We start from the raw sequence: 12581 nt of genomic DNA on the forward strand, positions 1-12581 counted from the left end.
GTCCTACTTTCCGGTGAATTCGGGGGCGCGCTTGGCGAGGAACGCGGCCTGGCCCTCGCGGCTGTCGGCGGAATGGATGGCAACGTGAAAGTTGCGCTTCTCGTGCTCGAGTCCTTGCGCCAGAGAGGTTTCCAGGGCCTGGAGGGCGGCATCCTTGGCCAGCGCCACCGCGAGCGGTGAGTTGGCGGCGATCCGCTGCGCCATGGCGACCGCCGCTTCGAGGGCGGTGCCGTCCGGGACGGTCTCGGCGACGATGCCGGCCGCGCACGCCCGCTGTGCGGACAGGAAGTCGCCGGTGAGCAGTAGGGCCATCGCCTTGGACTTGCCGACGGCCTGAATCAGGCGCTGGGTTCCGCCGCCGCCCGGGATCACGCCGAGCTTCACCTCCGGGACACCGAACTTGGCGGATTCGCCGGCGATGACGATGTCGCAGGCAAGCGCCAACTCGCAGCCGCCGCCGAGTGCGAGGCCCTCGACCGCAGCGAGGACCGGCTTCGGGAATCGGCCCAGGTCGGCCCAGATGGTGCCGCCCAGCGCGGCTCGATCGCCGAGCAGCGACTGGTCGCGAATGGCGTCGAAATTGGTGATGTCGGCTCCGGCGCAGAAGATCCCGCCGGCGCCGGTGAGCACGATGGCACGGATCTCGTCGTCGTGCCGAGCCGCGACGAGCTCGGTGTTCAAGGCGGTGAGCACCGCCTCGTTCAGACTGTTGCGAGCCTTGGGCCGGTTGATCTCCAGGATCAGGAGGTGGCTGTCGCGGGCCGTGCGTAGCGGGGCGTTGTCGGGGTTCATCGGACGTCCTCGTAGACGTTGGTGTGCGCGGCGCGCATGGCCTTCTTGTCGAGCTTGCCGACGCTGGTGCGGGGCAGCTGGTCCAGATACAGGACGGTCTCGGGCAATTGCCATTTGGCGAATGCATCGGCGAGCAATTCGTGGATCTCCGACAGTGGAAGTTCCTGCCCGTCGGTCGTCACGACGAGTGCTACTGGACGCTCCTGCCACTTCGGGTGCGGGACGCCGATGACGGCCGCCTCGGCGATCTTCGGATGGGCAACGAGTGCGTTCTCCATGTCGATGGAGGAAATCCATTCGCCACCCGACTTGACCACGTCCTTGATCCGGTCGGTGATCTTCAAGTAACCATTCGGGTCGATGGTCCCGACATCGCCGCTACGCCAATACCCGTCGAGGAACTTGTCGGCGTCGTCGTCGAGCTTGTGATAGCGCTCGATGATCCACGGTCCGCGCAGCAGCACTTCACCCTGACTCGTGCCGTCGTGCGGGAGATCGTTGCCTTCCGCGTCGACGATCCGGATGTCGATGCCGTTGACCGGCAAACCCTGCTTACGCTTGAGATCCCACTTCTCCTCGTCCGAGATCACACCGCGCAGCGAGGGCTTCAGTCCCCGGTTCACCGCGACCAGAGGGGTGGTCTCGGTGGCGCCGTAGGCGTGGATGACGTCGGCTCCAGTGATGTCGTGGAAGTCGCGCATCAGCGACAGCGGCGGCTCGGTGGCACCGGACAGCAGCCGCGCGCGGGAGAAGTCCGGTGCGACCGCAAGCGTCTTGATGTAGTTCATCATGGGCTGGAAGATCGCCGGCGCACCGTTTGCGACGGTGACTTGCTCCGCGATCATCGCGTCCACGAGGACGGATGTGTCCTCGGCGATGTAGCGACCGGGCAGCACGATTTTTGCGGCACTGTAGGCGGCCGCCTGGGGTAGGCCCCAGCCCTGGCCGTGGAACATCGGCGTGATGAGCATGACGGCATCGTCGCTGCTCATCCCGAGTCCGGCGACCTCGGCGAGGGTGTGCAGGTAGATGCCGCGATGCGAGTAGTAGATGCCCTTGGGCCTGCCGGTGGTGCCGGTGGTGTAACACGCGCTGTAGGAGGAGGTTTCGTCGATGACCGGCCAGTCGATCTCCGGGCCGGCGTCCGCGAGCAGGTCCTCCCAGTGCACCGCGTGCGGGAGCGTGGTGGTGATGTCGGCCAGCGGCTTATCGGTCATCACCACCCACGTCTTCACGTTCGGCGTATGCGGTGCCAGCGCCTCGGCAACCGGAAGCAGCGACTCGTCGATGAGGACCACCGATGCATCACTGTGTCCGGTGACGTAAGCGAGATCCTCTGGCGCCAAACGCAGGTTCATCTGCAACATCACGGCAGCGAGGCCGGGAATCGCCCAGTACAGCTCGTAGTGCCGCTTGCTGTTCCAGTCGAGGATCCCGACCACATCGCCCGGCCCGACGCCGATCGAGCGAAGTGCATTGGCACTTCGTTGGATTCGCGCGTAGGCATCGGCGTAGGTGTACCGGTCCCAGCCGCCGTCCGCGGTGCGGTACACGATCTCCTGCTCGGGATAGGTGCGCGCGGCGTGCCGGATGATGGTGGTGGTGTTGAGTTGATAGTGGTCGCCGTGGGTGGAGGGCAGGCCCCTCACGATCTCGTGGCTCATGACGTCCTCAGATGCGTTCGATGATGGTGGCGTTCGCGGTGCCGGTGGCCTCGCAGACGGTCTGCAAGCCGAACCTCTTGCCGGAGCGTTCGAGTTCGCAGAGCAGGTCGGTGAGCATCCGGGCTCCGGTCGAGCCCAGCGGGTGGCCGAGGGCGACGGAGCCGCCGTTGACGTTCAGCTTGTCGTCCGGGACGCCGAATTCCCGTTGGAAGATCAGCGGCACACCGGCGAAGGCCTCGTTGACCTCGAACAGGTCGATCTCCTCGACGGCCAACCCGCTTCGGCCGAGCGCCTTGTGGGCGGCGTCGAGGATCGCGGTGAACTGGATGATCGGGTCGGCGGCGGCGACCGACAGCGCGCGGAACCGGGCGCGTGGGATGAGGCCGTTGCGCTCGGCGTACTCGCGGTCGGCGATCAGCAGCGCGGCCGCGCCGTCGCTGATCTGCGAGGAGTTGGCCGCCGTGGTCCGCCCGTCGGCGCCGAACACGGCTTTCAGGCTCGCCATCTTGGCGGGGTCGATGTGCTCGCGGATGCCCTCGTCCGAGTCGATGACCGGACCGGTCGGGTCGTCGGGGTCGGCGGTGATCGGCACCATCTGGTCGCGGAACTTCCCGGCCCGCGTCGCGGCGTGCGCCCGCTCGTGGCTGCGAGCGCTGAACGCGTCCAACGCCGCTCGGCTCAGGTCGAACCTCTCGTTCATCAGCTCCGACGACGGGCCCTGCGCCATCAGCCCACCGTCGTAGCGGTCGAGTTCGCGCGGGCTGTACTGCGGGCCGAGCGGCGCGCCGGGCAGGAACGCCGGAGGCATCGGCACCCGTGACATCGACTCGACGCCGCAGGCGATCACCAGGTCGTGGGAACCCGCCATCACCGCCTGGGCGGCGAAGCTGACCGCCTGCTGCCCTGAACCGCACTGGCGGTCGATCGTCACCGCGGGGACCGACTCGGGCAGCCCGGCGGCGAGCACCGCGTGGCGGCCGAGATTGCCCGACTGGACATCGTGCTGGATGACGCAGCCGGTGATGACGTCCTCGATCGCGGCGGGGTCGACGCCGGCGCGGGCCACAAGCTCCCGCAGCGTCTGCCCGAGCAGGTCCACCGGATGCCATGCGCTGAGGATCCCTCCGCGACGGCCGACCGGGGTCCGGACCGCGCCGACGATAACGGCCTCGCGAACACTCATGACAAAGCTCCTTGTGCTGAATTACGGGGTGCCGAATCGCGGATTCCGATCAGGGGAATGTCGAGGCGCTTCGCGACCTCCTCCCATTCGCGCGTCGGCTTGGAAAGAAACGTCTGCTCGAGCTCCTCCTGGGTGCCCTCGACACCGAGACCGGCGCGGGCGCGCTCCCAGAAGTGCGGCTCGAGCGCGGCCAGCGCGACGTGGCCGTCGGAGCTGGAGTAGATCCGGTAACCGGGATGCGCCCCGCCGAGCGGCGCGCCCGCTCCCATCAGACCGTGCCGAACTGCGGCGCCGGCGTCGGCGGCCGCCTGTTCGAGGACGACCCGCTCGCGGTGTCCCACGCCGGACTCCGCGGCCACGCGCAGGGCGAGCAGGGCCGCGGACACGGCGCGCTCGGCGCCGAGCAGGTCGGCCACCGGGACGGTCGGCATCGTCGGCGGCTGGAGAGTGCCGTGCAGGGCCTGGTACGTCAGGTCATGGCCGGGCTGCTCCGCCGCGATCCCGTCGTGCCCGACGATCTCGATATGCGACAGGTGCGGATTCGCCGCGGTCAACTCGTCCAGGCCGAGCTTGACCAGCGCCGAGGGGCGCATGGCGGTGAGCATCAGGTCGGCACGCGACAGCTCGCGCGCCGCCACCGCCCGATCAGCGGGGTCCTTGAGGTCGAGGGTCACGACCCGCTGGCCCACAGTGAGCTCGTCGTACCACGTCGGCGCCACGGCCCGCAGCGGGTCGCCGGCCGGCGGTTCGATCTTGGTGACGGTGGCGCCCAGCGCCCGTAGCCGCGCGGCGGCGAGCGGGCCCGGCAGATTGATCGCGAGCGACACCACCTGCACGCCCTGCAGCGAACTCGACTGCGACATCATCAACCCCTTTTTGACTATACTGATGTATAGCCATTAATGCGCATGTACTGTCTAATGTCAAGGGTGTATGCTTTTTTCCCTGATAGGAGGCAATTTCTGTGACCGACCCCCGCGCCAGTGACGAGGACCTCACCGCGAAGGCCCGCATTCGCAACGCCGCGCTCGACCTCTACGCCGAGCGCGGCGAGGATCGCGTCTCGATGCGCGCCGTCGCCGCCGCCGCCGGGGTCGCCGTGGGATTGGTGCAGCACCACTTCAAGACCAAGGACGGGCTACGCGTCGCCGTCGAGCAACTGGTCGTCGACTATTACGCTCTGGCGATCGCCTCTGTGCCGGACGAGGGCGCCCCAGCGCAGGTCGCCGCCGCTCGAGACGAGGCGGTGCGGCACATGCTCGCGACGCATCCGACGGTGGTGAACTACATCCGGCGCGCTGTGCTCGATCCGCAGGGAAAGAGCGAGTTACTCGAGCGGCTGACCGACCTGAGTCGCAGAGAGATCTCCAAACTCCGCTATTCGGGCAAGACCTCGACACGGCGATCCGAGTCCTCACAGGTCATCGGGCTGATGGTTCGTCAGCTGGGGCAGCTGCTCATGCAGCCGATGATCGATGACATGTGTGACTTCCTCGACCGGACGGGCGTGCCGCACAGCGACAAACTGACGCTCTCCGTGACCGTAATCTAGCGGTAGTTTGTTGGGTCAGGTCGGAGGTAGAGGTGCAGGCCGTGGCCTGTTTCGCGGCTCAGGAGAGACTTCCGCCGACATGCGTCGTCAGGTCCTGAGCGGTCATCCGCCACCCTTCGACTCGCGCTACTCGTCGTCGTCGGCGTCCGGGTCGCGCAGCGGTCGGTGAACTCCGCTGGGGTCGGGCAGGTGGAAGCTGTAGTGCCCGTCGATGCCGATGTGGGCGCGCACGAACGCCGACAATCGCTCGACATCGGTGTCGAGCACCGGGTATCCGCCGGCTCGCAGCGCGGCGAGGGCGCGGTTCTCGTAGACGGTGTTCCACACGACGACGCAATTGAGCACCAATCCCAGCGCCGAGAGCTGGTCTTCCATGCCCTCGTAGTAGGCGCGGGTCATCTCGCCCTTGCGGCCGTGATAGATCGTGCGCGCCAGGTCGTGACGACCCTCGACGAGATTGGACTGGGCCTTGCCCTCGCGCCGGTAAGGTTCGTCGTCGGCCAGGCGCAGGATGTGCAGGGTCTTGAAGATCCGCCCGAAATGGGCGATGGCCTGGCCCAACGCGGTCGGCTGCCCGTCGCGGGAGATCATCCTGGTGACCTCGTGCGCCGACACCTCACCGGAGTGGATCGACACCGCGATCCGGCACATGTCCTCCCAGTGCGCGGCGATCTTGGCGGTGTCGATCACCCCGCGCGCCGCCTTGTCCAGCGGCCCGTAGTCGGCTCGGGCGTCGATGCGCCACAACCGCTGATCGGGCAGGTTCGCCAGCTGCGGCCGGTACTGGCGGCCGATCAGATGCAGCAGTCCGAACACGATGTCGGAATACGACCCGGTGTCGGTGATGATGACCTCCGGAATCCGCCCGCCGTGCTGGGACACGATCACGTCGATGGTGTGCAGCGAATCGCGAGGTGTTCCGCGCAGCACCTTGCCTGCCAGCCCGGCGGACTGGTCGTTGAGCATGTTCAACCAGGTGATGCCCAGTTTCCGGCCGAAGTACTTCGGGTTCGGGCGGGCGTTATGGGTGCGCACGGGCACCACGAACCGCATCCCGTCCACCGAGGCGACCAGCCCGCCGCCCCACGCTTGGGCCAGGGGGATGTCGGCCTGGGCGTCGACCAGCACGGCGTTGGCCGCCTCGATGGTCTCGGCCCGCACGTAGCACTGGTCGACGTGCAGCAGCCGATCCCTGGTCAGGGCGTCGACACCAGGCGTTGTCACCGGTTTGAACCCGACGTTCATCGCATAGGAACAGAGCACGGCCGCCACCGACAAGCCGAGGTCGGCGACGCGGGCCTCGTTGCCCGAGGTGTGGGTGAACGCCTCGGTGAAACCGGGATGCCAGCTCATCACCTCCGTGACCAGTTCCGGCAGGTCCACACGCGGGATCATCGCCTCCACCCGGCGGCGCAGGTCGACCAGCGACGCGGGCTCGGCCTTGGCGTCCAGCGCGGCGACGTGCAGTTTGCCGTCGGCGTCGATGCTGGCTGGGGTGTCCTCGCCCAGCCGTGCGGCCAACTCCCGATAAGCGGTCTCCAACGCCGTCGCGTGATCGGTCAGCAGCTGCGTCGGCGCGGCGGGCAGGCCCAGCGCGTTCATGCCGGCGTCACGCGCAGCCTCCCAGGCTTCGCCTGCCAGCAGGTGCGCCCGCGGGTCGCGCCACCGCGACGAACGCACCGCGAAGATGCTGCGGTGCTTGAGGTGTCGGTGGAACTGTTCCAACACGCAGATCGTGTAGGAGTTCCGGTCGACGGTGCCCTCCGGTCGGCCCGGCGTGTAGATCAAGCGCTTCCACGCGCCGACGATCAAGTCGTGGTCGACCTTGCGGGCGTCCAGCAGGTTTGCCGGGATCTTGCCCGACGACCTGGATGTCAGCAGCTCGGCGAGGGTCTTCATTGCCGCCAGGACGGCGGCGCCGTCACTGGTCGCGCCGAACTCGATCGTGTCCATCAGCATCGACAGGAACGGGCGGACCGTGGCGAACTTGCCGGCCAACTCGATCAACCGCTGCCCATCCAGCTCCGCGTCGTCGGCGGGCACCAGCTCGTCGACCGCCTGGACCGCGTGCCGCAACTCGGCCCGGGTGACGGTCTTCTCGATCATGTCCAACACCACGCCCAGCCCGACGTCCTGGTTGACCTCGACCATCTCCAGCAGCACCTTCACCGCTGCCGCGAGCTTGCCTGCGTTGCGTGACACCCTCGGATAGCGACGCAGCTTCTCCTCGCGAGACTCCCGCTCGGCCTTGGACAGAAGCTTCGTCGTCATCAACATGTCGAAGGTCTCCAACACGTCGTCGACCGCCCGCGCGCTCAACACAACGACCGTCGCGGCCAGCACCGCCAAGCGCTGCTCACGCGTGGGCAGCCGCCGCAGCGCGGCGGCCTTGCTCGCCAACCCGTAGGTCGCCAACCCCGTCAACCGACGCGGCGGGATCGCCCTCACGTCGATGCTGTCCACCCCGACCGCTTGCAGGTCGACAACCCTGCGCAGCGCCGCGAGCATCCCCTTCGACGACGCCTTGAACACGCCCTTGCGCAGCCGCTCCAGCTCGCTGACCTTCTGCCCGCCCTCCGCAGGAACCTCCAGCAGCCGCAACAAGGCAGACGCGGACTCCGAGGTCAGCTGCTCGCCGAGCTGGCGCCACAACCGGGCGTCCGCCGCGTTGCGGCCGTCGCCGATCAGCCGCTCCAACGTGGTGATCCCCGGCAGCAGCGCCTGACGCTTCCGCAGCCATGTCACTGCGTCGCCGAAGATCGCCTTCGGTCCGTCGCCGGTCATCCACGCCTGGTCGACGATCCACGACGTGAGCTCCGACTCCATCTCGCCGAACGGCTTGAGTCCGTACACCTGCTGGATTTCCCAGGCGTGTTCGAGCTTGGTCTTCTCCCGATCGGTGTACCGCTTCACCATCGACGGATCGGAGATCTCCAACTGCTCGGCCAGATACTCGATCAACGCGGGCGGGACATCCAGCGGATCAGCCAGGAACATTCCCAGGTGACGCACCGTCACCACCTGCACCGCGAACCCCAGACGGTTGTAGTCGCGCCGCCGCGCAGCGATCAGCCGCCGGTCCTCGTCATCCAAGTAGCAGTAACGCTCCAGCTCCTGCCGAGACAACGCACCGAACCGGCCATAGCCGCCCTCATCAGTCACGACGACATGAAATCACCTACAGCGCAAGGTCGCTCGGCGATTGCCCCTTAGCGCCGGATTTCGTCAATCTGCTCCCCGACCCCCTTCTTCGACGCGTAGCGAAAGCTGTTGCGCAACAGGTGCACCGTGCAGGCCTGCACAATAGTGGCCGGCCACACCTCACCCACCACGTCGGGTAGGCCCTTGAGCCCGTCGCAGACCAGGAAGAACACGTCGGTGTGTCACGGACACGGTGATGCCCCGGTCGCGCAGGTCGGTCAACACCGCGAACCAAATCTTCGCCAAAGCGCACGGGTTCGCGCGAACCTGTGCGAGGTGGCGCCTGAATTTGTCACGGGTTCGGCAGCCGGGCGGTGTCGACGTGGTCGGCGAGGTAGGCGATGACGCCCTCGTTGGTCATGCCGTAGATGTCGGCGACAAGTTTGGGGTCGACGGTGCCGACGAGGTCGACCAGGCGAGTGGAGCGCAGGATGCGCGGTTGGATGCCGACGGCGCGCAGGGTGTTCTTGACGTAGCTGTCGGAGGCCGCTGCACGGGTGGCCTTGGTCTGCATCGTGATCAGCACGTGGGAGTTGTTGCTGCCCAGTTTCTTACGATGGTCAAGGCAGCGTTGCAGTGCGGTCCAGGTCCACGGGTCCAGCGGTGTCGGTTGTGGGCGCCGCCCGAGCCGGATGCGGCGTGACTCGTGGTCGATGTCGTCGTCGGTGAGGTGCTTCAGTTCCTGGGTGGTGGTGCCGTGCAGCAGGGCGGCCAGTCCGACGAGCGCCTCGTGCGGGTGCACGTCGGGGTCGGTGCTCCATCGCCGGAACAGCTCGCGCTGGCGGTCGGCGGGCAGGGTTGGGCCGTGGAATGCCACGGTGCTTTCACTGCTGCGGTGGGGTCGATAAGGATGAGCCGGCGTCGCCGGGCGTAGCGACAGAACTGGCGTAGCCCGGCCAGGTAGGAGGCGCGTCGGCCGGGATGAGCGTGCAGGAACGCCTCGATATCGCCGACATCGACAGTGGCCCAGTCGGTTTTGCGGCGGCGGGCGGTCAGGAACTGCGTGAAGTCACGCATCGCGGTGAGCCGGGCCTCGAGCGTGGCATGCCCGCGGGGGTGGGTGCCGGCGCGGCGGGCACGGTCACGACTCCTGACGAGGTGCTCGGCGAATCCGGCCACCGCGTCGCGCAGCGGTTCGGGCACCGCGGCGATGCGGGACCGGCGTCGGGCGGCGGCGCGGCGTTCGTCGCGATCGGGCGGCAGCGCCAGCTTGTTCGCGGTGAGGAAGTCTTCCAGAGCCCGCGCCAGCGGCACGTCGGCGGCGACGACCTCCAGCAGCGCCTGCGCGTGCGCTGGATGATCGTCGACCAGGTGCTTGCCGAGTCGGGTGAGCATGGCGCAGGCCCGGCTGGGATGGTGGCGGCCGACCAGGTAGGCGGCGAAGTCGCCGAGCCAGTCGGGTGGATCATCCAGTGTTGCAGCGAGATTGGCGGCACAGACCGTGATCCGGTGCGGCGAGCGCGCCCAGCAGGACCGGCACCGCCCGGCACCGGCGAGCCGGGTGACCTGCCCGCAGTCGACGCAGGCCGCGTCCGGATTCGGGGGCCGGCCCGGGCGTGAACACGGCCCGCACCAACCAGTCGCCGATCGCAGGATCCTGCGTTGCCCGCACCGCGGGCACTCGACCCGGTTGGCGTCCAAACGTTGTCGTCGGACACATTCCTTGCAGAGGTCGCGGTCGACGAACAGCACCGGCGCACCGCAGAGCCGGCAGGTGCGGGAGCAGCGCACGCAGCGGCCGGCGTCGGCCTGCAGGACCCGGTCGATACCGCACCGCGGGCAGCGATGCTTGACCGGCGCGTGTGTGCGCGCCCAGTGGCACCGTGCGCACAGGTCGCGGTCGGGTTTGCCGACCGCTCGCCCGCACCGCCGACAGTCCCGGATCCGTCGGGTCATCCTCAGATCGGCGGCATCGACCGGCCCCGCCGCGACCCGTGCGCGTCGTTGACCGCGACCGTCGCCTGCTTCAGCGAAATCGGTTGTGCGACAGGGGCGGTATCGACGTCGAACAGGTCATCGGGCGTGCATTCCAGGGCGGTGCACAACGCGATCAGGGTGGACAGCTTGATCTGGCTGGGCTGTTTGGTGAACAACGCCGACACCGACGCCGAGGACAGCTCCAATCCGGCCTTCGCCGCGAGCAGCCGTTGCAGCTGCGCGCCGGTCCACACCTCCCGCTGGGCGGCCGCCATCCGCAGTTTCCACCTGATCTGCATGCTCACTCCCCTCCGGTCAACTCACTCAGCGTCGCCGAGATCGCACGCTGGTAGGCGTCTTCGATGAACGTTTCCGACGGACGCACGTACCGCATGGTCGAAGCGACCGTCCAATGACCTAAAAGCTGTTGGATGGCAACAAGATCCACGCCCCGCTCATAGTTGTGAGTCGCGCAGGCCCGGCGCATCCCATGCGGGCTGAACCACTCGGATTCAGGCCGTCCTTCCACGCCCATCAAATGCCGCAACCGGTTGCGGATCGTGGCCGCAGCCATCCGGCCGCCGGACTCATCACACAGCAGCACCGGACTATCTGGGAACCGGCCGCGCACGTCGGCGAGATACCAGCGCACCACCAGATCCAGCCCGTCCAGCATCGGCACCCAGCGCGGTCGGGGCCCGGATCCCTTGGCGCCCTTGCCGAACCGCACGTGCAGCTTGCCAAACGGGCCGCGCCCCAAGTGCATATCGGAGCCGTCGAGCATCACGACCTCTTCCGACCTCAACCCGGCGTGATACAACGTGCGGAACAGCGCGTAGTCCCGCGCGGCCGGCGCGTACTTGCGGGCGGTCGCGATCCGACCCTTGAGGAACTCGAAGAACGCAGCCACCCGCTCCGGCGTCGGCGGCACCTGCGCGGTCGGCGAGTCATCGCTGACGTGGCGAGCGGCGTTGAACTCGTCGAGCGGACACGCCAGCCGCACCCCGAACGCCGCCTCGATCTCGGCCGCCTTGCGGACCTCAAGGAACCGGTGAAAGCCCTTGAACACCTGCAGGTAGTTCCGCCGCGTCGATACCGCGCGACCCAAGCTGGCCAGCTCGCCCACCACCCGGTCGACGTCCTCGGCGCTCACCTCCCATGCCGGTCGTCCCAGCGCCGCCAGCATCCGCTCCAGCACCCCGACGTCGTTGGCGATCGTCGATTCGGCGAACCCCCGCGCGGTCCACGACGCCACGAACGCCTCCACGCATTCGGCCTGGAACCGCCGCGGATCCCGGGTCTCAACGACCGGCGCGACCTCGCCCGTGATCACCCGCAGCCGCCGGTCGCCCACCGCACACCTTCCTCGCACCGGAAGTTTCTAGGCGGCACCTTAACTCGCTGGCCTACACCTTGGAGATCAGCGACACGCGAATAGACCGGAAACCCTCAGGCAGCAGCACGAATCCGGGGAAACGAACATGTGCTCGTTCCATATGATTCCCCGGCGCCGTCGCCGGCCCACAACCCCAGCACATCCTTGTGCCCGGCCAGATCCACCCCTATCGCGGCATAGAACGGCCGATTGGCCACCTGCCCGTCGCGGACCTTCACACTCAAGGCATCGATGAAGACCGCGGCATAGATCGGCTCCAACGGGCGTGACACCCAATCGGCCATGTCGGCGATGATCTTGTCGGTGATCCGACTGATCGTGTCCGGAGATCTTGGCCTCATAGAGCTCGTCGAAGTGAGCAGCGATTTCCCCGGTGGTTAATCCCTTGGCATACAACGACAACACAATCTCATCGACACGAGTCAACCGCCGCTGATGCTTGCGCACGATCTGCGGATCGAAGCTGCCGGCGCGATCACGGGGCACCTGGATTTCGATTTCACCCACGGTATCGGTGAGCACGGTTTTCGTGCGGGTGCCGTTGCGGGAGTTGCCCCCGTTGCGTCCGACCGGATCGTGCTTGTCATAGCCCAGGTGATCAGAGAGCTCTTCTTCGAGCGCGGTCTCCACCACGGTCTTGGTCAACGCCTTGAGCACCCCATCGGCGGTGTCGGCGAACGAGACCCCGCGGGCCTGGGCAGCGCGCACCAGTTCCCGGGCGGTCGCCAACTCCTCCGGTGTCGGAGAGCTGGCCATCAACACATCATCGTTGGTATCGGCTGCTGCTGTCACAGCCCAATGGTTTCGGTCATCATGGACCCTTCCCGCCAAGCTCACGCCCGGCGTGTCGGACCACTTACACCGAAATTCTGAAAG

Annotated in this window: 10 protein-coding genes and 2 pseudogenes; 2 read left to right on the forward strand and 10 right to left on the reverse strand. The window is 67.4% G+C overall.

The features are described from left to right. Nucleotides 1-3: 3 nt before the first annotated feature. From MSZK_RS20155 to MSZK_RS20170, 4 genes are read right to left on the reverse strand one after another with little or no spacing between them, the layout of a single operon-like run. Nucleotides 4-792 (reverse strand): enoyl-CoA hydratase/isomerase family protein, encoded by a 789-nt coding sequence (locus MSZK_RS20155; RefSeq protein ID WP_011331215.1) that lies wholly within the window; start codon nt 790-792, stop codon nt 4-6. Beyond that, a complete protein-coding gene (locus MSZK_RS20160) occupies nt 789-2456 on the reverse strand; it encodes a long-chain-fatty-acid--CoA ligase (RefSeq protein WP_011331216.1) in 1668 nt (555 codons plus the stop codon). The genes MSZK_RS20155 and MSZK_RS20160 overlap by 4 nt, the downstream gene beginning before the upstream one ends. Before the next feature lie 7 nt (nt 2457-2463). Further along, nucleotides 2464-3639: a thiolase family protein gene (locus MSZK_RS20165; protein ID WP_011331217.1), complete on the reverse strand. Its 1176-nt coding sequence runs from the start codon at nt 3637-3639 to the stop codon at nt 2464-2466. Then, nucleotides 3636-4502, reverse strand: coding sequence for a CoA transferase (locus tag MSZK_RS20170; RefSeq protein WP_011331218.1), 867 nt, complete (start codon nt 4500-4502; stop codon nt 3636-3638). The genes MSZK_RS20165 and MSZK_RS20170 overlap by 4 nt, the downstream gene beginning before the upstream one ends. Nucleotides 4503-4603: 101 nt before the next feature. On the opposite strand from MSZK_RS20170, the gene MSZK_RS20175 reads away from it, so the two are divergent. Next, nucleotides 4604-5191 (forward strand): TetR/AcrR family transcriptional regulator, encoded by a 588-nt coding sequence (locus tag MSZK_RS20175; protein ID WP_011331219.1) that lies wholly within the window; start codon nt 4604-4606, stop codon nt 5189-5191. Nucleotides 5192-5317: 126 nt separating this feature from the next. Here MSZK_RS20175 and MSZK_RS20180 read toward each other — a convergent pair whose 3' ends face one another. The 3 genes and pseudogenes from MSZK_RS20180 to MSZK_RS33120 form a co-directional block, all read right to left on the reverse strand. Then, on the reverse strand, nt 5318-8353 hold the full coding sequence (locus tag MSZK_RS20180; protein WP_011331220.1) for a Tn3 family transposase: 3036 nt from the start codon (nt 8351-8353) through the stop codon (nt 5318-5320). An 83-nt stretch (nt 8354-8436) separates the two neighbouring features. After that, nucleotides 8437-8635, reverse strand: a pseudogene (locus MSZK_RS33115) (transposase); the annotation flags it as partial. Between the two features lie 49 nt (nt 8636-8684). Beyond that, complete coding sequence (locus MSZK_RS33120; RefSeq protein ID WP_233211412.1) at nt 8685-9209, reverse strand: hypothetical protein; 525 nt, start codon at nt 9207-9209, stop codon at nt 8685-8687. Between the two features lie 104 nt (nt 9210-9313). Here MSZK_RS33120 and MSZK_RS33125 point away from each other — a divergent pair, with 104 nt between their 5' ends. Next, nucleotides 9314-9952: a hypothetical protein gene (locus MSZK_RS33125; RefSeq protein ID WP_233211413.1), complete on the forward strand. Its 639-nt coding sequence runs from the start codon at nt 9314-9316 to the stop codon at nt 9950-9952. A gap of 338 nt (nt 9953-10290) precedes the next feature. Here the strand turns inward: MSZK_RS33125 and MSZK_RS20195 are convergent, their stop codons facing one another. From MSZK_RS20195 to MSZK_RS20205, 3 genes and pseudogenes are all read right to left on the reverse strand, one after another. Beyond that, entirely contained in the window at nt 10291-10608 is a 318-nt protein-coding gene (locus MSZK_RS20195) for a helix-turn-helix transcriptional regulator (protein ID WP_095785371.1), read from the reverse strand. A 2-nt stretch (nt 10609-10610) separates the two neighbouring features. Further along, nucleotides 10611-11663, reverse strand: a complete 1053-nt coding sequence (locus MSZK_RS20200) for a site-specific integrase (RefSeq protein WP_095785370.1) — start codon at nt 11661-11663, stop codon at nt 10611-10613. Nucleotides 11664-11818: 155 nt separating this feature from the next. After that, a pseudogene (locus MSZK_RS20205) lies at nt 11819-12461 on the reverse strand (transposase); the annotation flags it as partial. Nucleotides 12462-12581: the final 120 nt, after the last annotated feature.

It is taken from the genome of Mycobacterium sp. shizuoka-1 (assembly GCF_002723835.1).
Classification (GTDB): domain Bacteria; phylum Actinomycetota; class Actinomycetes; order Mycobacteriales; family Mycobacteriaceae; genus Mycobacterium.

Coding starts and splice junctions, on each gene's coding strand:
- MSZK_RS20155 (WP_011331215.1), bottom strand. CDS start 792: ATGAACCCCGACAACGCCCCGCTACGCACGGCCCGCGACAGCCACCTC.
- MSZK_RS20160 (WP_011331216.1), bottom strand. CDS start 2,456: ATGAGCCACGAGATCGTGAGGGGCCTGCCCTCCACCCACGGCGACCAC.
- MSZK_RS20165 (WP_011331217.1), bottom strand. CDS start 3,639: ATGAGTGTTCGCGAGGCCGTTATCGTCGGCGCGGTCCGGACCCCGGTC.
- MSZK_RS20170 (WP_011331218.1), bottom strand. CDS start 4,502: ATGTCGCAGTCGAGTTCGCTGCAGGGCGTGCAGGTGGTGTCGCTCGCG.
- MSZK_RS33125 (WP_233211413.1), top strand. CDS start 9,314: ATGAGCGTGCAGGAACGCCTCGATATCGCCGACATCGACAGTGGCCCA.
- MSZK_RS20195 (WP_095785371.1), bottom strand. CDS start 10,608: ATGCAGATCAGGTGGAAACTGCGGATGGCGGCCGCCCAGCGGGAGGTG.